Origin of the sequence: Pseudomonas sp. J380 (genome assembly GCF_009827115.1) — a bacterium.
GTDB lineage: Bacteria > Pseudomonadota > Gammaproteobacteria > Pseudomonadales > Pseudomonadaceae > Aquipseudomonas > Aquipseudomonas paracarnis.
The window spans coordinates 5,735,591-5,754,101 of record NZ_CP043060.1; the positions used below are offsets into that span (position 1 = coordinate 5,735,591).

Consider the following 18,511-nt stretch of genomic DNA (forward strand, 5'->3'; position numbering starts at 1 on the left):
CTATGCTCGTAGATTCCCATTGCCACCTTGATCGCCTCGACCTTGCCCAGCACGGCGGCTCCCTCGACGCCGCCCTTGAAGCTGCCCGCCAGCGTGGGGTAGGGCACTTCCTGTGCATTGGCGTCAGCGCCGACAACGCCGCCGATGTCAAAGCCCTGGCTGATCGCTACGCCGACGTCGATTGCTCGGTGGGCATTCACCCGCTGGACCTCAAGCCTGGCGAAGCGCCTGCTCTGGACTGGCTATTGGGCGAACTCAACCATCCGCGAGTGGTGGCCATTGGCGAAACCGGCCTGGACTATCACTACGAGCCTGAAGCTGCCGAGTTGCAACAGGCCTCGTTCCGCCTGCACCTGCAAGCCGCCCGGCAGACGGGCAAGCCGGTGATCGTCCACACCCGAGGCGCCCGTGCCGATACCCTGGCTTTGCTGCGTGAAGCCGCGTTGCCGCAGGCTGGCGTGTTGCATTGCTTTACCGAAGACTGGGACATGGCCAAGGCGGCCCTGGAACTGGGGTTCTATATTTCCCTGTCGGGCATCGTCACCTTCCGCAATGCCGACGCGCTGCGCGATGTGGCCCGCCAGGTGCCCGCCGACCGCCTGCTGGTGGAAACCGACTCGCCGTACCTGGCGCCCATCCCCCATCGCGGCAAACCGAACTTGCCCGAATATGTACGTGACGTGGCTGATTACCTGGCGATGCTGCGCGGCGAATCGTACGAACGCTTTGCCGAGCAGACTACCGAGAACTTCAAGCGCCTGTTCCCGCTGGCCCACGTAGCCGGTTAGGGCGGCCGAATTCCAGGCAAAAAAAACCCGGGTTCTGGGGGGTGAATCCGGGCTAAGACCATTAGGAGTAAAACAAGGGCACGCAGTCCGTCGGTACCCAGGTCGACGCGTCACTTGGGGGAGATGTCGCGCCGACAGTTGAAGTATTGACCACTATCCCATTCAGTCCAGTCGTGATTGATCGTTTTTTAAACAGATTTGGAATACGCGGCCTTCGCTTGAGTTCTCATTGCGCTGATGGGCAGGTTCAGGTGTTGCGTATTATTTCTGACTGATAACGGCGAAATCGTTGGTGCATTGAAAGTTATGTGCCTGACGGGTTCACATAGACATTGCCCAACGACCGTTCAGTCGGGATAATCCCTCGCACCGGGTAAATCGTATCGCCACGTATCCATGGCCCTGCGCAACCCTCCCTATTTCCGACCTTTGCAGACTCTTCCTCATGCACAAAGAACCCCGTAAGGTCCGTGAATTTCGCCGCCGTGAGCAGGAAATTCTCGACACCGCGCTCAAGCTGTTCCTCGAACAAGGTGAAGACAGCGTCACCGTCGAGATGATTGCGGATGCCGTGGGTATCGGCAAAGGCACGATCTACAAACACTTCAAGTCCAAGGCCGAAATCTACCTGCGCCTGATGCTCGACTACGAGCGTGATTTGAACGAGTTGCTGCACTCGGCGGATGTCGACAAAGACAAGGAAGCCCTGTCCCGCGCTTACTTCGAGTTCCGCATGCGTGATCCGCAGCGCTACCGCCTGTTCGACCGCCTGGAAGAGAAGGTTGTCAAAGGTCACCAGGTGCCGGAGATGGTCGAGGAGCTGCACAAGATCCGCGCCTCGAACTTCGAACGCCTGACCCTGCTGATCAAGGGCCGTATCAGCGAAGGCAAGCTTGAAGACGTGCCACCGTATTTCCACTACTGCGCCGCCTGGGCCTTGGTGCATGGCGCTGTGGCGCTGTACCACTCGCCGTTCTGGAGCAATGTGCTGGAAGACCAGGAAGGTTTCTTCCAATTCCTGATGGACATCGGCGTGCGCATGGGCAACAAGCGCAAGCACAGCCCGGAACTGCCGGGCGCCGAGAAGAGCGGTGACACCCCTGCCACATAAGTCATTCGCCACAGTGATGGCGCAACGATTTACTGCCAGGCGCAGTAACCCAGGAATATACTCAGGCAAGGACCTTGCTAAAAGCTGAGTTATGAGTCAGCTTTTAGCGCGCCCGAATTATCCTCTGCCGGAGTGATCCATGATCGTTGATCGTCAAGGCAGGCGTTTTCGCAATTTGCGGATCAGCCTGACTTCAGCCTGCAATTATGCGTGTACCTATTGCGTGCCTGACGGCAAGCGGCTGGTGGCTGCCCAGGATGAACTGTCGGCCGAGGCCATGGCCCGAGGCGTGGCTTACCTGATCGAAGCGGCGGGTATCGAGCGCTTGCGCATTACCGGCGGTGAGCCGTTGGTCAGCCCCAAGTTGGAAGCCTTCATGGGGGCGGTAGGGCAGATGGGCCTGAGCGACATCAGCCTGACCACCAACGGCCAACTGCTGGCGCGTAAACTGCCGTTGCTGGTGGCAGCCGGTATTCGGCGCATCAATGTCTCCCTCGACACGCTGGATGCCGACGCTTTCCGCAGCATCGCCCGTGGCGGCGACCTGGCCACCGTGCTCGATGGCATGGACCAGGCCAGTGCTGCCGGAATCAAGATCAAGGTCAACATGGTGCCGTTGCGCGGCCAGAACCTGGACCAGGTGATGCCGTTGCTCGATTACTGCCTGGCGCGTGGCTACGAGCTGCGCTTTATCGAACTGATGCGCATGGGGCACCTGGCCAAAGACTCCAACGCGTTCCTGCAACAGTTCGTCAGCTTGCAACAGCTGCTCAGCTTGATCGGCGAGCAACATGAATACCTGCAAGCCAACGCACCCGTCGATGCGACGGCGGTACGCTACGAAGTGCCGGGCAAAGGCTTCTTTGGTGTGATCGCCAACGAGAGCGTACCGTTCTGCCGTACCTGTTCGCGGTTGCGGTTGTCCTCCACCGGTTGGCTGCATGGGTGCCTGTCGTCCAGCAATCGCCATTATGTCGGTGACTTGCTCGATCAACCGCGTCACCAGGCGTTGCCGGCGTTGCAGGGCTTGTTGATGAAGGCCTTGGCCGACAAGCAGGAAGTGGCGTTCTCCGGCGGTGCCACGATCATGAAGATCATTGGTGGCTAAGCTAGATATTGCGGGTTCACACATTTGATTTGTAGCGCAGCTGAATGGCGCGGATTCTGCATCCCACGCCCCATTCGCCGGTTTCCTGTCACCGGCCTCTGGAGGATTAGGATGCGTAGTCTGGTTTTGCTGCTGGCGTCATTGGCCCTGGGCGGTTGCATGACCGTCAGTGATATGGCCGAAGGCACCCGCTATCAGATGAGCGATGCCGGGCTGCTCGATCACAGCGATACGCGCCGTACCGCCTCGGTGCGCATACAGCCGGATTCCTTTGTATTTATCGCCCAAGGCGCCTTCGTGCCGCCGGGCAGCGCCTACCCGCGGCCCAATGTGGTGGCCGAGGAAGCATTCAATGGCTTCGTTGAATATTTCCCCATGGTGCGTCGCGCCCGCCAGCCCGAAGGTCTTGAACAGGCCATGGCCGAAGCCCGTGCCGTCGGTGCTCACTACCTGCTGTATTGCCGTTTTGCGGCAGCCGATGACCGTATCGGCAACGCCGACGAGTGGACCGACCAGCAAGCCCTGGACCGCCTTGGCCTGGACAGCGGGGTGATCCAAGTCATGTTGATCGAGACCAGCACCCAGTATTTGATTGATACTGCACGTATTCGCAGTCGTGGCGGTTTACTGACGTTCCACGACACATCGCCACAAGATTTGATCGCTCGCCCCCTGGCGCAATATGCCCGCGGTTTGCTGGGTATGAGTGATCAGTAAGACAGAGGAGCCCGCCATGACCGATTCCGCCAAGGCCAATGATCTATTGGCCCAACTGCCCAAGGGCAAGGGGCCGGCACCGGTGCATTTGTGGAACCCGGATTTCTGCGGCAACATCGACATGCGCATCGCCCGCGATGGCACCTGGTTCTACCAGGGCACACCTATCGGGCGAAAGCCGATGGTCAAGTTGTTCTCCAACATCATCCGCCGCGACGGCGATGATTATTTCCTGGTGACGCCCGTGGAGAAGGTCGGCATCCGTGTCGATGACGCACCCTTTGTTGCAGTGACACTGGAAGTGCAAGGGCAGGGCGAAAGCCAGGTATTACGCTTTACCACCAACGTCGACGAACAGGTCGAGGCAGGTCTCGAGCACCCGCTGCGGGTGGTGACCGACCCTATCACCCAGGAACCCGCCCCCTATGTGCGCGTTCGCACCAACCTCGAAGCCCTGGTGCATAGAAACGTTTTTTACCAGTTGGTGGAGCTGGCGGTGAGCCGTCCGATCAACGGTCAGAACTGGCTTGGCGTCTGGAGCAGCGGGGAGTTTTTCCCCATCGGCCTGGAGCCCTGAGGCGGTTTTTGTCTTCAGCCTGAAATAATCCTCTTGCGGTAAACGCGCGCTTTCGGTTATCAATTTGTACATGATTAGACATGTTCGATTTGATAAGAAAAAACGCGTCGTCGATGAGCTCATCCGCCGTATCGAAGGTGGAGTCATGGCCGACGGCTTTCTGTTGCCGGGCGAGCACCAACTGGCCGAGGAGTTTGCGGTCAGCCGCGGCACGCTGCGCGAGGCGCTGGCCGAGCTCAAGCGTCGCAACTACATCGCCACCCAGAGCGGCGTCGGTTCGATTGTCACCTTTGACGGCATGGTGTTGGACCAACGCAGCGGTTGGGCCCAGGCCCTGGCCGATACGGGCGCCCAAGTAAGCACCGACGTCCTGCGTTTCGAAGCCGTGACGCGCCCGGATCTGTTCAGCCGTTTCGGCACCGACCAGTTCATTACCCTTGACCGCCTCCGGCGCACGGCTGACGGTACAGCGGTGTCGCTGGAACGCTCGTTGATGCCGGCCGTTGGCGATCTGGAAAACCTGCCCCACATTGGGCTGATCGATAATTCCCTGACCATCACTCTGGCCGCCTACGGCTACGTCGGGGCCGACGGTGACCAGTGGATCGGTGCTGAACCCCTGAGCGATGAAGACGCCGAATTACTCGGGCGCCCCAGCGGTACGGTATTTCTCAAGGCGTCGCGCACCACCTATGATCGTCGCGAGCGCTTCATGGAGCATGTCGAAAGCCTGCTTGACCCGTTGCACTTTCGCCTGCATCTGCAGTTTGGAGCGTCGAAATGAGCCGAGAAAATCGCGCACTTGGCGCCTTTTATGGCCTGGCCCTGGGCGATGCCTTGGGCATGCCCACCCAATCCTTGAGCCGCGAGCAGGTACAAAAGCGCTTCGGTGCTATCACCGCCTTGGAAGATGCCGACGCGGACCAGCCCATTGCGCCCAACATGCCTGCCGGTTCCATCACCGATGACACCGAACAAGCCATCCTGGTTGCCGAGTTACTGGTGCAAGGCCAGGGCAAGATCGAGCCCACCGTGCTTGCCCAGCGCCTGATCGACTGGGAAGCGGGGATGCGCGCCAAGGGTTCCCAGGACTTGCTCGGGCCGTCCACCAAACGCGCAATCGACATGATCCTCGCCGGTCATACTCCGGAGGAATCCGGGCGCTACGGCACCACCAATGGTGCGGCCATGCGCATCACCCCGGTGGGCATCGCCGTCGATGTCAGCGACCCGGCGCGGTTTATCCAGGCGGTGATCCAGGCATGCCAGGTCACCCATAACACCAACCTGGGTATTTCCAGCGCTGCGGCCGTGGCGGCGGTGGTCTCGGCTGGCATCAATGGCGTGGACCTGGGGGAAGCCCTGAATATCGGGACCCAGATTGCCCGACAGGCCGAAAGCCATGGTCACTGGATCGCGGGCGGACGCATTTCTACCCGCATCAGTTGGGCTCGCACCCTGAGCGTCGGCAGCGGCGACAAAGCGTTGTTTGCCGACCTGCTTTACGAGTTGATTGGTACTTCGGTGGCTTCTCAGGAATCGGTGGTGGTCTCGTTTGCCTTGGCCCAGCAAGTGGCGTCGGGTGATATGAACGCCTTCGAAGCCCTGTGCCTGGCGGCCAGCCTGGGCGGCGACACCGACACCATTGCCGCGATCCTCGGCGCCATGCTGGGGGCGTGCCTGGGTATGCAGTGCTGGCCTGAGGCGTTGGTTGAACAGGTCAAGCGGGTCAATGGCCTGGACTTGCAGCCGCTGGCCCAAGGGTTATTGGCCTTGCGATAAACACGGAACCAAATGTGGGAACTGGCAAGCCAGCTCCCACATTCAAAAGCGTTGGGTCAGGAAGACCGGATAAAGATTCGACTCGCTGCCACAACCACAACAACAATACAGGCATCAGGAGCCCCCCTTAATGAGCAGCCCCTCTTCCGGCCAAACCGCCGGGCAACTGGAAACACGCGGCATCGAGCCGGTCCCGGAAGGCGAGTGCAACGGTCATCCGCTGCAACTGTTCTGGGTGTGGTTCGCGGCCAATATCAGCATCCTCGGCTTGCCCCTTGGTGCAACGCTGGTGGCGTTTCGTGGCCTGGCCATCTGGCAGGCGATCATCGTCGCGATTCTTGGCGCCGCGGGCTCCTTTGCCGTAGTGGGCATCATCTCCATCGCCGGTCGCCGTGGTCGTGCGCCCAGCCTGACCTTGTCCCGCGCCATTTTCGGTGTGCGCGGCAATATCGGCCCGACATTGGTGTCGCTGATGTCCCGCCTGGGTTGGGAAACCGTCAACACCACCACCGCAGCCTTCGTATTGTTGTCGTTGAGCTCCATCCTGTTCGGCTCGGCAGTGGAGGCCAAGAGCGCGCCGGTGCTCACCCTGATCTTCATTGCCATCTTCGTGCTGTTGACCCTGGCCGTATCGGGCCTGGGCCACGCCACGTTGCTGGTGATCCAGAAGTGGGCCACCTACGTATTCGGCGGCCTGAACATTCTGGTGGGCGGCTTTCTGTGTGCCACCATCGACTGGAGCGCGGTGTTCAACGCCACCCCGGCGCCGTTGAGCGCGATGATCATTGGCGTAGGCACCATGGCTGCCGGTACCGGTATCGGTTGGGCCAACGCCGGTGCAGACATGTCGCGTTACCAGCACCGCAGCGTCAAGGCCGTGCGCCTGGTGGCCTCCGCCGCGTTTGGTGCAGGTATCCCGCTGGTGCTACTGATCACCCTGGGTGGCCTGTTGTCGGTGGGTAACAATGACCTGGCATCGGCCACCGACCCCATCATCGCGATCCGCGACATGCTGCCGACCTGGATGGCCGTGCCGTACCTGATCACCGCGTTCGGCGGCCTGTTGCTGTCGAACAACCTGTCGGTGTACTCGGCCGGCCTCACTACCCTGACCCTGGGCTTGAAGGTCAAGCGCGTGCATGCAGTGATCGTCGATATCGTGGCGATTTTTGCCGGCTCCATCTATTTCATGCTGATCGCCGATAGCTTCTATGGCCCGTTCATTACCTTCATTTCGCTGCTGGCGGTGCCGATCACGGCGTGGGTCGGGATTTTCGTGGTCGACCTGATTCACCGTCATTACTACAGCCCCACCGACCTGCTGGACGTCAGCCCCAACAGTGCCTACTGGTATCGCGGCGGCGTGGAGTGGCGTGCATTTGGCGCCTGGGCCGTGGCTATTGTGCTGGGGTTCAGCTTCACCACCATCGGCACCACCGCCGAAAACATCTGGTTTGCCGGGCCGCTGTCCGACTCCTGGCTGGGCCACAACGGGCTGGGCTGGATCGTGACCTTCGTGGTGGCTGGCGGAATATATGCAGTCTTGGGCGGGGCCTCTGACCGTCGTCCGGGTTTAGCAGAGAGCGCCAATGACTAGATTGCTGCACACCGGCCAGGTCATTGTCGACCTGGTCATGGGCCTCGACACCCTGCCGGCAAGCGGCGGTGACGTGCTGGCCAACTCCGCCAGTTTCCAAGTCGGTGGCGGTTTCAACGTAATGGCTGCGGCACGGCGCAATGGGTTGCCGGTGGTTTATCTGGGCCGCCATGGCGAGGGGCGCTTTGGCGAGCTGGCGCGTGCCACGATGCAGGCCGAAGGTGTTGAAATGGCCTTGGCGGCCAGCGCTGGCAAAGATACCGGGTTGTGCGTGTCGCTGACTGAAGCGAGCACCGAACGCACCTTCATCTCCCATCTCGGCGCCGAGGGTGAGCTGAGCGCCGACGACTTGGCTCAGATCGTCCCGCGTATCGATGATTATGTGTACGTCAGTGGCTACAGCTTGCTGCTTGAAGGTAAGGCGCAGCCGTTGCTTGACTGGCTGCTGGCGCTGCCGCGAGAGATCGTGGTGGTATTCGACCCGGGCCCGCTGGTCAAGGCGCCGGACTCGGCGTTGATGCGTGCCTTGTTGCCGCGTATCGACATCTGGACCAGCAATGGCCCTGAAGCCCTCGCGTTTACCGGGGCGGCGGATATGAGTCAGGCGCTGTCCACTCTGAGTCAGCACTTGCAGGCACTGCTGGTTGTGCGTGATGGACCAAATGGTTGCTGGGTAGGGCGTGGGGCAGAGACTGAGCATGTACCTGGCTTCAAGGTGCAGGCGGTAGACAGCAATGGTGCGGGGGATGCGCATGCAGGGGTATTTATTGCCGGGTTGGCGCAGGGCTTGAAACCCGTTGAGGCGGCGCGTCGAGCGAACGCAGCGGCGGCGTTGGCGGTGACGCGTTGGGGGCCGGCCACTTCACCTGGCGTCACCGAAGTCGACGCATTGCTGGCTGAATAAATACGCACAACCCTGGGGGAGCGGGCTTGCTCGCGAAGGAGGTGTATCAGTTAAAGCATGTGCTGGCTGACACACCGCATTCGCGAGCAAGCCCGCTCCCACAACGGGTTCTGCGTCTAACCTGCTTTTTTCAGCGCTTGAATCAACTCATCTTTGCGCATGGTTGAGCGCCCAGGAATATCCTTGGCCCTCGCCTCTTTCATCAAACTTTCCTTAGTCTGCGTACCCAGCGAAGCCCCACTGCTGCGCGGGTGGCCTTCACGGCTGGCAGCGGCACGCTTGGCCGATTCCTGCCGGTCCTGGGTTTTCTTGGCCGGTGCTTTGCGCCTGCCTGATCCGCCGGCTTTTTCACCACCGCCGGACTGTTTGTTGACGGTCGCCCAGGCGCGGGCTTCGGCTTCGTCCTTGGGCAACCCCTTATGCTCATAACTGTCTTCGATATGAGCGGCCTTGCGTTTCTGTTCGTCGGTGTATTTGGCTTTGCTTCCACGAGGCATCGCTAAAACTCCCTCTGGCCCCAGTCGCGGGGCCAGGCCAGAAATGGATTACTGAGTACTTTGAGCGTCGAGCTTGCGCGCCTCATCCACACCAGAAGCGGTGAGCTTGATCGGCAGGTTCAACGCGTATTCGCCGGCGTCGTCGGTGGTCACATGCCCATCCTTGATCAGCCCGCGGTCCTGCAGGAACGCCAAGACACTGGCGACCTCTTTTTCACCGCGGTAATTGTCCAGCACCTCCTTGCCCAAACCTTGCGGATGGGCGTGCAGCAGGCGGGTGAGGACTTCTTTTTCAAGGTTTCTATCGACGTTCATGCGTACCTCTTCACGGGGAAATGGTCGGGCGTTGGTCGTACCAAGGGTGCATCAAGGCGCTGGTTGTTTCTGCGCGCCGGGGATGTTCGAGTCGTCGCCCTTGTTGATCTTCGGCTCATTGTTGCTCGTGCCAGGGCCCATCTTGCCGTTGCCTACGGCAGGCGGTGCCTGGCGCTGGGTGTCGTTGCCTTTGGTGCGTGGGTCGGCGCTGTTGTCGATGATCGCGCCACCGTTGGTGTCCAGGCCGGTGCCCATGGACTTTTGCGATTCGGTAGTGGCGTCCGGCGTTGGATCGGTGGGGCCAGTGGTCGAGCTAGCCGCAAAGGCGCTCAAGGACGCGGCAGACAACAGGCCGGTCAGGGCGAGGGCAGCAAATTTGGAATTGTTCATCAGGGTGTCTCCATATGATTAATGTCCTTACCCTGTATTGGTCTGCCCGCGATTGTTGATCGTGCCGGGAGGGCGACGAACGGTATCAGCTCACCTGTATCACTTTGTGTGCCGATACTCGGCGCGCTATCACACGTGCCACCGTGATCGCCCAGTTGAAGGCCGCGATCACCAGTACGCTCAACATCATTGTCGCAAGGCCGAAGTCAACGATGATCTTGCCTGCGAGCCAGGGAAACCCGAAGACGCCGATAAAGTACGCCAGGCTGAACAGCAATAACGCCTGGGAAGTGGTACCGCTGGGCGCTTCGTTGGCCACCAGGCCGTTAATCACCGAATACGTCAGGCCATACCCGATCCCTAGCGTGGCGGCGGCGAGCACATAACTGAGGTTGCCGCTGACACCAAACGCGAACAGCGTGATCGCGCCGAGCATCACCCCGGATAATACGCAGGCAGCCTGGTACGCATCGCGCTTGACCACGAAACCGGCGATCAGCAGGCGACTGATAATTGCCGCTGTCAGGAAACCCGCGAAGAACAGCGAATAGTCCAGCTTATGGGCAACGGCATAGCTGGTCTGGAACGAAGATAGCCCCCCGAATACGCAGCCACCCAGGCCAACCATCAGGATGGCGAACGCCGCCTTGGAAGACAGTACGCGGCGGCTTGCAGCCCAGGAAATCCTGGAGGTCGGTACATTCGCGTGCTGTCGCAACCGAGAGCCCATGCGCCAGAACATCACCACCCCGGCGAGGCTGGCGAGCCCGGCAATATAAAACGCCGTTGTCAGGGGCAGGTCCAGCGCAGTGGCGGCGCGTCCCAGCAAAGGGCCGGAACCTATGCCGCTCAACATACTGCCCGAGAGCAAGGCGAAATATTTGGCCCGCTGGCGGGGTTCCACCAGCAGCGTCACGATGATCGGACCCAAGGTATAGAACACGCCCCAGCCCAAGCCAAGGGACAATCCAAACAGCATCAAGCCCTGGCCAAACCCTGGCGTCAGGGCAAACCCCAGGCAGGCCACCACTAACAATAGGCCGGTGCTCGCAATTGCTCGCGCTGCGCCCAGCGCATCAGCCAGGTGCCCGGAAAACACGACCGCCACAAAAGTGCTGAGCATCGCCGTGGCAATGACACTGCCCGCATCGTGTTCATTACCGCCACGGGCATGGATCAGCAGTGACAACAAAAAGGTCGAACCGTAAGACAGTGACAGCAGGAAGCTGGCTAGGCAGAACAGCGCGAATGTCTTGGTGCCCACTGGTGGCGTGGCGTGCATGAGCAGCTCTCTGATCGTTGGATTTATGCCCATTGTTTACCATGGGCGTGCGCAGGCTTTGTTCTGTGGTTGCCGATGCTTGCATCACCCCGCACCGGAGTGAAACGCGCTCGTCGGCATCAATTGCACTGCAAACGGCCATCAAATCGCCTTAGTATGTGGCCTTTGAATTTGCCCAAGGCTCGCCCATGACCATCGAGATTCGCCCCGCCGTGCCCAGCGATGCTGCGCAGATCCTGACCTTTATCACTGAACTTGCCGAGTACGAGAAAGCCCGGCATGAAGTGATCGCCAGCGTGGTGGATATCGAACGCAGCCTGTTCAGCGAAGGCGCCACGGCCCATGGCCTTATCTGCTTGCGCGACGGCTTGCCGATTGGCTTTGCGGTGTTCTTTTTCAGTTACTCGACGTGGCTGGGCAGTAACTGCCTGTACCTGGAAGATCTGTACATCAACCCGGAACAACGCGGCGGCGGGGCCGGCAAGAAGTTGCTGCGCCACTTGGCCAAGATCGCCTGTGACAACGGTTGCGGGCGCTTTGAATGGAGCGTGCTGGACTGGAACGAGCCAGCGATTGCCTTCTACAAATCCATAGGCGCCCAGCCTCAGGAAGAATGGGTGCGTTATCGCATGGAAGGCGATGCCCTGCGCGACTTTGCCCAAGGCTGACGCCTCATTTATGTAAACACTAAAACCAGATGTGAGCTTTCCTGTGGCGAGCAAGCTTGCTTGCGCTGGGGTGCGAAGCGCCCCCCAAAAGCGGGAGTCTGCTGCGCAGACAGCGGGAGCAAGCTCCCTCGCCACAGCTAACCCGCTCGAACATTTTTTTATTTTTCTCAATATATGGGATCTTAATTTATATATTGAGATATTTCAGGCGATGAGTTTATAGTCGCCAGCATCAGCACTCACTACAAAAAATAAAAAGGTGAAGCGATGCAGGCGCAACCGTTGTCCCTACCCGCCGTGCCCGAGCCGACTTATGGCGAGCGGCTGAAGAACAAGGTGGTGATCGTCACCGGCGCCGCCCAAGGCATTGGCGAAGCCATCGTTACCTGTTTCCAGGCCCAGCAGGCGCGGTTGATCATTGCGGATATCCAGGGCGACAAAGTCGAGAAAATCGCCGCTCATTGGCGCGAACACGGTGCGCAGGTTTACGCCCAACCGGTTGATATTACTTCCAAGGATCAATGGCAGGCACTGGTCAACCTGGCCATCGAGCGCTTTGGCCGCGTGGATGTGCTGGTCAACTGTGCCGGGGTCAATGTGTTTCGTGACCCGCTGGAGATGAGCGACGAGGACTGGCGCCGCTGTTTCGCCATCGACCTCGACGGCGCCTGGTACGGCTGCCGTTCGGTGTTGCCGCACATGATCGAGCAGGGCATCGGCAGCATTATCAATATCGCGTCCACCCATTCCAGCCACATCATTCCCGGTTGCTTTCCTTACCCTGTTGCCAAGCACGGCCTGCTCGGCCTTACCCGGGCCCTGGGCATCGAGTACGCGTCCAAGGGCATCCGCGTGAATGCCATCGCCCCCGGCTATATCGAAACCCAGCTCAACGTCGATTACTGGAACGGTTTCCCAGACCCCCACGCCGAACGCCAGCGTGCGTTCGACCTGCACCCGCCCAAACGCATTGGCCAGCCGATCGAAGTGGCCATGACAGCACTGTTCCTGGCGACCGACGAGGCGCCCTTTATCAACGCCACTTGCCTGATGATCGATGGCGGGCGGTCTGTGATGTACCACGACTAAAGCGTTTTCCAATAACAAGAAGGAGGTGGTCCATGTTCAAGCAAACACTCGGTGCCGTGGCACTGGCAATGGCGTTCTGCGGCTGGGTATCGGCTGAAGAAGTGAAGATCGGTTTCCTGGTCAAGCAGGCCGAGGAACCCTGGTTTCAAACGGAGTGGGCATTCGCGGAAAAAGCCGGCAAGGAGCATGGTTTTACTGTGATCAAGATCGCCGTGCCCGATGGCGAAAAGACCTTGTCGGCCATCGACAGCCTGGCCGCGAATGGCGCCAAGGGTTTTGTGATCTGCCCGCCGGACGTGTCCCTGGGCCCGGCCATCGTTGCCAAAGCCAAGGTCAACGGTTTGAAAGTGATGGCCGTGGATGATCGCTTTGTCGATGCCAAGGGCAACTTCATGGAAGACGTGCCATACCTGGGAATGGCCGCGTTTGAAGTGGGCCAGAAGCAGGGCGCCGCCATGGCCGCCGAAGCGAAAAAACGCGGTTGGGACTGGAAGGACACCTATGCGGTGATCAATACCTTCAACGAACTCGACACCGGTAAGAAGCGTACAGACGGCTCGATCAAATCCCTCGAGGAGGCCGGTATTCCCAAGGACCACATCCTCACCGCTGCGCTGAAAACCCTCGACGTACCTGGCAGCATGGACGCCACCAACTCGGCCTTGGTCAAGCTGCCGAGCGGAGCGAAGAACCTGATCATCGGTGGCATGAACGACAACACCGTGCTCGGCGGCGTGCGCGCCACCGAAAGTGCCGGCTTCAAGGCCGCCAACGTCATCGGCATCGGCATCAATGGCACCGACGCCATTGGCGAATTGAAGAAAGCCGACAGCGGTTTCTTCGGCTCCATGCTGCCCAGCCCGCATATCGAGGGCTATAACACCGCGCTGGCGATGTACGAGTGGGTCACCACCGGCAAGGAACCGGCCAAATACACCGCCATGGACGAAGTGACCTTGATCACCCGCGCCAATTTCCAGGAAGAACTGACCAAGATCGGCCTGTGGAAATGAGCGGTGCAGCCCTGCGTTTCAATGGCATCGGCAAGGAGTTTCCCGGTGTGAAAGCCCTGGCGCAGATCAGCTTTGAAGCGCGGCCGCATTCGGTGCACGCGCTGATGGGCGAGAACGGCGCAGGCAAGTCGACCCTGCTGAAAATCCTCGGCGGCGCCTACATTCCGTCCAGCGGTACGGTGCAGATCGGCGCGCAGACCATGGCCTTCAAATGCGCCGCCGACAGCATCGCCAGCGGTGTGGCGGTGATTCACCAGGAGCTGCACCTGGTGCCGGAAATGAGCGTGGCCGAGAACCTGTTCCTCGGGCATTTACCCACGCGCTTTGGCGTGGTCAACCGGCGCCTGCTGCGCAAGCAGGCCCTGGCCTGCCTCAAGGGGCTGGCCGATGAAATCGACCCCGACGAGAAACTCGGGCGCCTGTCCCTGGGCCAGCGCCAACTGGTAGAAATCGCCAAGGCGCTGTCCCGTGGCGCCCATGTGATCGCTTTTGACGAGCCGACCAGTAGCCTCTCGGCGCGGGAAATCGACCGCTTGATGGCGATCATCACGCGCCTGCGCGAGGAGGGCAAAGTGGTGCTCTACGTGTCGCACCGTATGGAAGAAGTGTTCCGTATCTGCGATGCGGTGACGGTCTTCAAGGACGGTCGCTACGTGCGCACGTTCGAGGACATGAACACGTTGACCCACGATCAGCTGGTGACCTGCATGGTCGGTCGCGATATCCAGGATATCTACGATTACCGACCGCGTGAGCAGGGCGAAGTGGCGCTCAAGGTGGACGGCTTGCTCGGCCCCGGCCTGCGTGAACCAATCAGTTTCCAGGTGCGCAAGGGCGAGATCCTGGGCCTGTTCGGGCTGGTGGGCGCGGGGCGTACCGAGCTGTTTCGCCTGCTCAGTGGGTTGGAGCGCGCCAGTGCCGGCAGCCTGGAACTGTGCGGGCAAGCGCTGCAACTGCGCTCACCCCGGGACGCCATCGCCGCCGGGGTATTGCTGTGTCCGGAAGACCGCAAAAAGGAAGGCATCATTCCGCTTTCCAGCGTGGCGGAAAATATCAACATCAGCGCCCGTAGTGCCCATGCCTCGTTCGGCTGGTTGCTGCGCGACGGCTGGGAGAAGGGCAACGCCGAACGGCAGATCCAGGCCATGAAGGTCAAGACGCCGAGTGCCGAGCAGAAAATCCTGTACCTGTCCGGTGGCAACCAACAGAAAGCCATCCTTGGCCGCTGGTTGTCGATGCCGATGAAGGTCCTGCTGCTGGACGAACCCACCCGGGGTATCGACATCGGCGCCAAGTCGGAGATCTACCAAATCATCCATAACCTGGCGGCCAGCGGCATAGCGGTGATCGTGGTGTCCAGTGACCTGATGGAAGTGATGGGCATCTCCGACCGCATCCTGGTGATGAGTGAAGGCGCCCTGACCGGTGAGTTGCCCCGCGCCCAAGCGGATGAAGCGCGCCTGCTGCAACTGGCGCTGCCACAGTCGCGGGCTTGAATAAGAACAAGAGGGTTTGGCTATGTCTGAGGTAAAAACTGCAAAGGGTTTCTGGCCGGGTTTCAATCAGCGCAAATTTCTCGATGACTGGGTGATGCTGCTGGCGGCACTGGGCATTTTTGTGCTCAGCGCGGTGTTCATCGACAACTTCCTGTCACCGCTGAATATGCGCGGTCTGGGCCTGGCGATTTCGACTGTCGGTATTGCTGCGTGCACCATGTTGTTCTGCCTGGCCTCAGGGCACTTCGACTTGTCGGTAGGCTCGGTGATCGCCTGCGCCGGGGTGGTGGCGGGCATCGTGATGCGTGACACCGACAGCGTGGTACTCGGCGTGTCGGCGGCCTTGGCCATGGGCCTGGTGGTAGGGCTGATCAACGGCATTGTGATCGCCAAGCTGCGCATCAATGCGTTGATTGCCACCCTGGCGACCATGCAGATCGTACGTGGCCTGGCCTACATCTTCTCCAACGGCAAGGCGGTGGGGGTGATGAACGAAGGGTTCTTCGTGTTCGGCAACGGCCAGCTGCTGGGCGTGCCGGTGCCGATCATCATCACCGTCCTGTGCTTTGTGTTTTTTGGCTGGCTGCTCAATTACACCACCTATGGGCGCAACACCATGGCCATTGGCGGCAACCAGGAAGCGGCGTTGCTCGCCGGGGTCAATGTCGATCGCACCAAGATCATCATCTTTGCCGTGCACGGTTTGATCGGCGCCTTGGCCGGGGTGATCCTCGCGTCACGCATGACCTCGGGCCAGCCGATGATTGGCCAGGGTTTCGAGCTGACGGTGATTTCGGCGTGCGTGCTGGGCGGGGTGTCGTTGAGCGGCGGTATCGGCATGATCCGCCATGTGATTGCCGGGGTGTTGATTCTGGCGATCATCGAGAATGCGATGAACCTGAAGAACATCGATACCTTTTACCAATATGTGATTCGTGGCTCGATCCTGTTGCTGGCGGTGATAATCGACCGCATGAAACAACGCTAATGGTCGCCCTGTGAAGATCAAACTGTGGGAGCTGGCTTGCTGTGGCGAGCAAGCTTGCTTGCGCTGGGGTGCGAAGCGCCCCCAAAAGCCGGCTCCAGCTGCGCTGTCGAACGGGAGCAAGCTCCCTCGCCACAGCAAGCCAGCTCCCACTTTGGATCTCCTGTGTTCAGGAGGGCGGTATTTGCCATAATGCCCCCGCTTTCATACTTATAGGCCCGATATGCAGGAAAACGCCCACACCCCCGTCAAAGACGCCGCCCCCACCGGCACCCAGACCCTGTTGCGCGGCCTGGGCGTGGTGCAAGCGGTGGCGGCTGGTGCGCGGGATCTCAAGGAGATCGCCCGGCGCATCGGCACCACCCGCAGCACAACGCACCGCCTGGCCAGTTGCCTGGTGGACGAGCGTTACCTGCGCGTGGTGCCCCAGGTCGGTTATCTGCTGGGGCCCAAGCTGATCGAGTTGGGGTTCCAGGCCCGTGAAGAGTTGCCCTTGGTGAACCTGGCGGTGCCCTACCTGGATGAGTTGTCGGCGCTGACCGGCGATACCATTCACCTGGCGATTCGTGAGTACGACGAGGTGCTTTACCTGCACAAGAACCCCGGCCGCAATGGGCCGGAAATGCGCTCGCGGGTCGGCCATCGCATGCCGCTGGCGCGCACCGGTATCGGCAAGGCGTTGATGCTGGATGATTCGCCGCAGGAGTGGCAGCGCTTGTATGAGGCGAGCTTGCCGGCGGTGGGCAAGAGCCTGCAATGGCCGCAGCACCCGGAGCAATCCTGGGCGCAGTTCGAACAGCGCATGCATGAGTATGTCGAGGGTGGCTACGCGTTTGACCTCGAAGACAACGAGCCTTCGATCCGCTGCGTGGCCGCACCGGTGCGCGATGCCAGCGGGCGCATTGTCGCCGGCATCAGCATTGCCAGTACGGTGCCCTACATGCCGCTGGAGAAAATGGCCGAACTGATCCCTGTGATCAAACAGGTCGCAGCCCGGCTGTCAGCGGAGTTGGGCGCCAAGGCCTGATCAGGCTTTCAGGCTCGCCATGTCGATGACAAAGCGGTACTTCACATCACCGGCAATCATGCGCGCATAAGCTTCGTTGATCTGGCGAATGTCGAGCATCTCGATGTCGCAGGTAATGCCATGCTCGGCGCAGAAATCCAGGACTTCCTGGGTTTCGGCAATGCCGCCGATCAGCGAGCCGGCCAAGACTTTACGACCCAGCACCAGCTTGGCAGCGTTGACGGGTGGGTCCACCGGCTCGATCAGGCCGACCAGGATATGCACGCCGTCAAAGCGCAGCACATCGAGGTAGGGGTTCAGGTCGTGCTGCACCGGGATGGTGTCCAGCAGGAAATCGAAGTGCCCCGCAGCGGCTTTCATCTGCTCGGCATCCGTGGACACGATCACATGGTCGGCGCCCTGGCGACGGCCTTCCTCGGCCTTGCTGGCCGAGCGCGTGAACAACGTGACTTCGGCGCCCATGGCTTTGGCGAACTTGATGCCCATGTGGCCCAGGCCACCCATGCCGAGGATCCCGACTTTATCGCCGGCTTTCACGCCGTAGTGCTTGAGGGGCGAGTAGGTGGTGATGCCTGCGCACAGGATCGGCGCAGCGCTGGCCAGGTCGAGCTTGGCCGGGATCTTCACCACAAAGTGTTCACTGACCACGATGCTGTCGGAGTAGCCACCCATGGTGTTGCTGCCATCCACGCGGTCCGGCGTGGCATAGGTCATGGTCGGGCCTTCGAGGCAGTATTGCTCAAGGTCTGATTGGCAGGCTTCGCAGTGACGGCACGAGTCGACCATGCAGCCTACGCCCACCAGGTCACCGACTTTATGCGCAGTGACGTTGGCGCCGACCGCGGTGACTTTGCCGACAATCTCGTGGCCCGGCATCAGCGGGTACACGGCGATGCCCCATTCGTTGCGCGCCTGGTGGATATCGGAGTGGCACACGCCGCAGTAGAGGATCTCGATGGCCACGTCATCGACGCGCGGGCTGCGGCGTTCAAATGACATCGGGGCGAGGGGCGTGGTGGCCGACTGGGCGGCGTAACCGATGGCGGTGTACATAGTAAACCTCACAAAAGCTTGGACTGCAGAGGCGGCAAATTCTGCGCGCCGGCCTGGGGGCGCGAACATGGCAATTGCTCCGAGTCTCATGCCTATTCGTCCGGCAGTGCCA

20 protein-coding genes are annotated in these 18,511 nt (G+C 60.5%); 15 read left to right on the top strand and 5 right to left on the bottom strand.

The features are described 5' to 3' along the window. Window positions 1-2: 2 nt before the first annotated feature. From FXO12_RS26220 to FXO12_RS26260, 9 genes are all read left to right on the top strand, one after another. Window positions 3-788: a TatD family hydrolase gene (locus tag FXO12_RS26220; RefSeq protein ID WP_057976383.1), complete on the top strand. Its 786-nt coding sequence runs from the start codon at window positions 3-5 to the stop codon at window positions 786-788. Window positions 789-1,233: 445 nt separating this feature from the next. Next, entirely contained in the window at window positions 1,234-1,899 is a 666-nt protein-coding gene (locus tag FXO12_RS26225; protein WP_034128432.1) for a TetR/AcrR family transcriptional regulator, read from the top strand. 139 nt (window positions 1,900-2,038) lie between these two features. After that, on the top strand, window positions 2,039-3,007 hold the full coding sequence (locus FXO12_RS26230; protein WP_019817203.1) for a GTP 3',8-cyclase MoaA: 969 nt from the start codon (window positions 2,039-2,041) through the stop codon (window positions 3,005-3,007). Window positions 3,008-3,118: 111 nt separating this feature from the next. After that, complete coding sequence (locus tag FXO12_RS26235; protein WP_034128431.1) at window positions 3,119-3,724, top strand: DUF4823 domain-containing protein; 606 nt, start codon at window positions 3,119-3,121, stop codon at window positions 3,722-3,724. A 16-nt stretch (window positions 3,725-3,740) separates the two neighbouring features. Next, window positions 3,741-4,301 carry a DUF1285 domain-containing protein gene (locus tag FXO12_RS26240; protein ID WP_034128430.1) on the top strand — a complete coding sequence of 187 codons (561 nt, stop codon included), beginning with the start codon at window positions 3,741-3,743 and terminating at the stop codon, window positions 4,299-4,301. A 70-nt stretch (window positions 4,302-4,371) separates the two neighbouring features. Then, window positions 4,372-5,085: a GntR family transcriptional regulator gene (locus tag FXO12_RS26245; RefSeq protein WP_057976379.1), complete on the top strand. Its 714-nt coding sequence runs from the start codon at window positions 4,372-4,374 to the stop codon at window positions 5,083-5,085. Beyond that, window positions 5,082-6,083 (top strand): ADP-ribosylglycohydrolase family protein, encoded by a 1,002-nt coding sequence (locus tag FXO12_RS26250; RefSeq protein WP_034128428.1) that lies wholly within the window; start codon window positions 5,082-5,084, stop codon window positions 6,081-6,083. Before FXO12_RS26245 ends, FXO12_RS26250 begins: the two co-directional genes overlap by 4 nt. A 130-nt stretch (window positions 6,084-6,213) precedes the next feature. Continuing rightward, complete coding sequence (locus tag FXO12_RS26255; RefSeq protein ID WP_057976378.1) at window positions 6,214-7,680, top strand: cytosine permease; 1,467 nt, start codon at window positions 6,214-6,216, stop codon at window positions 7,678-7,680. After that, entirely contained in the window at window positions 7,673-8,584 is a 912-nt protein-coding gene (locus FXO12_RS26260) for a PfkB family carbohydrate kinase (RefSeq protein ID WP_057976377.1), read from the top strand. The genes FXO12_RS26255 and FXO12_RS26260 overlap by 8 nt, the downstream gene beginning before the upstream one ends. Before the next feature lie 116 nt (window positions 8,585-8,700). On the opposite strand, the gene FXO12_RS26265 is transcribed toward FXO12_RS26260, so the two are convergent. From FXO12_RS26265 to FXO12_RS26280, 4 genes are all read right to left on the bottom strand, one after another. Further along, window positions 8,701-9,081 carry a hypothetical protein gene (locus FXO12_RS26265; protein WP_034128425.1) on the bottom strand — a complete coding sequence of 127 codons (381 nt, stop codon included), beginning with the start codon at window positions 9,079-9,081 and terminating at the stop codon, window positions 8,701-8,703. A 48-nt stretch (window positions 9,082-9,129) separates the two neighbouring features. Beyond that, the gene (locus FXO12_RS26270; protein ID WP_032895690.1) at window positions 9,130-9,396 is read right to left on the bottom strand and encodes a hypothetical protein; all 267 of its coding nucleotides are present in this window, start codon (window positions 9,394-9,396) and stop codon (window positions 9,130-9,132) included. Between the two features lie 51 nt (window positions 9,397-9,447). Further along, window positions 9,448-9,786, bottom strand: a complete 339-nt coding sequence (locus FXO12_RS26275) for a hypothetical protein (RefSeq protein WP_057976376.1) — start codon at window positions 9,784-9,786, stop codon at window positions 9,448-9,450. An 85-nt stretch (window positions 9,787-9,871) separates the two neighbouring features. Beyond that, complete coding sequence (locus FXO12_RS26280) at window positions 9,872-11,068, bottom strand: MFS transporter (protein WP_060772988.1); 1,197 nt, start codon at window positions 11,066-11,068, stop codon at window positions 9,872-9,874. Window positions 11,069-11,256: 188 nt separating this feature from the next. On the opposite strand from FXO12_RS26280, the gene FXO12_RS26285 reads away from it, so the two are divergent. The 6 genes from FXO12_RS26285 (at window position 11,257) to FXO12_RS26310 (ending at window position 17,346) form a co-directional block, all read left to right on the top strand. Beyond that, window positions 11,257-11,736 carry a GNAT family N-acetyltransferase gene (locus FXO12_RS26285; protein WP_034128422.1) on the top strand — a complete coding sequence of 160 codons (480 nt, stop codon included), beginning with the start codon at window positions 11,257-11,259 and terminating at the stop codon, window positions 11,734-11,736. 267 nt (window positions 11,737-12,003) lie between these two features. Next, the gene (locus FXO12_RS26290; RefSeq protein WP_057976373.1) at window positions 12,004-12,825 is read left to right on the top strand and encodes an SDR family oxidoreductase; all 822 of its coding nucleotides are present in this window, start codon (window positions 12,004-12,006) and stop codon (window positions 12,823-12,825) included. A gap of 32 nt (window positions 12,826-12,857) precedes the next feature. Then, window positions 12,858-13,838: a substrate-binding domain-containing protein gene (locus FXO12_RS26295; RefSeq protein ID WP_014719544.1), complete on the top strand. Its 981-nt coding sequence runs from the start codon at window positions 12,858-12,860 to the stop codon at window positions 13,836-13,838. Continuing rightward, entirely contained in the window at window positions 13,835-15,334 is a 1,500-nt protein-coding gene (gene araG, locus FXO12_RS26300) for an L-arabinose ABC transporter ATP-binding protein AraG (RefSeq protein ID WP_057976371.1), read from the top strand. Before FXO12_RS26295 ends, araG begins: the two co-directional genes overlap by 4 nt. A 22-nt stretch (window positions 15,335-15,356) precedes the next feature. Next, window positions 15,357-16,322 (top strand): L-arabinose ABC transporter permease AraH, encoded by a 966-nt coding sequence (gene araH / locus FXO12_RS26305; RefSeq protein WP_034126745.1) that lies wholly within the window; start codon window positions 15,357-15,359, stop codon window positions 16,320-16,322. 220 nt (window positions 16,323-16,542) lie between these two features. Beyond that, a complete protein-coding gene (locus tag FXO12_RS26310; protein ID WP_034126746.1) occupies window positions 16,543-17,346 on the top strand; it encodes an IclR family transcriptional regulator in 804 nt (267 codons plus the stop codon). Here FXO12_RS26310 and FXO12_RS26315 read toward each other — a convergent pair whose 3' ends face one another. Then, window positions 17,347-18,399: an NAD(P)-dependent alcohol dehydrogenase gene (locus tag FXO12_RS26315; RefSeq protein ID WP_054897943.1), complete on the bottom strand. Its 1,053-nt coding sequence runs from the start codon at window positions 18,397-18,399 to the stop codon at window positions 17,347-17,349. Between the last annotated feature and the right edge of the window lie 112 nt (window positions 18,400-18,511).

What these genes read in the sequence shown, in the direction of transcription:
- FXO12_RS26220 (WP_057976383.1), top strand. Translation starts at nt 3, where the DNA reads ATGCTCGTAGATTCCCATTGCCACCTTGATCGCCTCGACCTTGCCCAG.
- FXO12_RS26225 (WP_034128432.1), top strand. Translation starts at nt 1,234, where the DNA reads ATGCACAAAGAACCCCGTAAGGTCCGTGAATTTCGCCGCCGTGAGCAG.
- FXO12_RS26230 (WP_019817203.1), top strand. Translation starts at nt 2,039, where the DNA reads ATGATCGTTGATCGTCAAGGCAGGCGTTTTCGCAATTTGCGGATCAGC.
- FXO12_RS26235 (WP_034128431.1), top strand. Translation starts at nt 3,119, where the DNA reads ATGCGTAGTCTGGTTTTGCTGCTGGCGTCATTGGCCCTGGGCGGTTGC.
- FXO12_RS26240 (WP_034128430.1), top strand. Translation starts at nt 3,741, where the DNA reads ATGACCGATTCCGCCAAGGCCAATGATCTATTGGCCCAACTGCCCAAG.
- FXO12_RS26245 (WP_057976379.1), top strand. Translation starts at nt 4,372, where the DNA reads ATGATTAGACATGTTCGATTTGATAAGAAAAAACGCGTCGTCGATGAG.
- FXO12_RS26250 (WP_034128428.1), top strand. Translation starts at nt 5,082, where the DNA reads ATGAGCCGAGAAAATCGCGCACTTGGCGCCTTTTATGGCCTGGCCCTG.
- FXO12_RS26255 (WP_057976378.1), top strand. Translation starts at nt 6,214, where the DNA reads ATGAGCAGCCCCTCTTCCGGCCAAACCGCCGGGCAACTGGAAACACGC.
- FXO12_RS26260 (WP_057976377.1), top strand. Translation starts at nt 7,673, where the DNA reads ATGACTAGATTGCTGCACACCGGCCAGGTCATTGTCGACCTGGTCATG.
- FXO12_RS26265 (WP_034128425.1), bottom strand. Translation starts at nt 9,081, where the DNA reads ATGCCTCGTGGAAGCAAAGCCAAATACACCGACGAACAGAAACGCAAG.
- FXO12_RS26270 (WP_032895690.1), bottom strand. Translation starts at nt 9,396, where the DNA reads ATGAACGTCGATAGAAACCTTGAAAAAGAAGTCCTCACCCGCCTGCTG.
- FXO12_RS26275 (WP_057976376.1), bottom strand. Translation starts at nt 9,786, where the DNA reads ATGAACAATTCCAAATTTGCTGCCCTCGCCCTGACCGGCCTGTTGTCT.
- FXO12_RS26280 (WP_060772988.1), bottom strand. Translation starts at nt 11,068, where the DNA reads ATGCACGCCACGCCACCAGTGGGCACCAAGACATTCGCGCTGTTCTGC.
- FXO12_RS26285 (WP_034128422.1), top strand. Translation starts at nt 11,257, where the DNA reads ATGACCATCGAGATTCGCCCCGCCGTGCCCAGCGATGCTGCGCAGATC.
- FXO12_RS26290 (WP_057976373.1), top strand. Translation starts at nt 12,004, where the DNA reads ATGCAGGCGCAACCGTTGTCCCTACCCGCCGTGCCCGAGCCGACTTAT.
- FXO12_RS26295 (WP_014719544.1), top strand. Translation starts at nt 12,858, where the DNA reads ATGTTCAAGCAAACACTCGGTGCCGTGGCACTGGCAATGGCGTTCTGC.
- araG (WP_057976371.1), top strand. Translation starts at nt 13,835, where the DNA reads ATGAGCGGTGCAGCCCTGCGTTTCAATGGCATCGGCAAGGAGTTTCCC.
- araH (WP_034126745.1), top strand. Translation starts at nt 15,357, where the DNA reads ATGTCTGAGGTAAAAACTGCAAAGGGTTTCTGGCCGGGTTTCAATCAG.
- FXO12_RS26310 (WP_034126746.1), top strand. Translation starts at nt 16,543, where the DNA reads ATGCAGGAAAACGCCCACACCCCCGTCAAAGACGCCGCCCCCACCGGC.
- FXO12_RS26315 (WP_054897943.1), bottom strand. Translation starts at nt 18,399, where the DNA reads ATGTACACCGCCATCGGTTACGCCGCCCAGTCGGCCACCACGCCCCTC.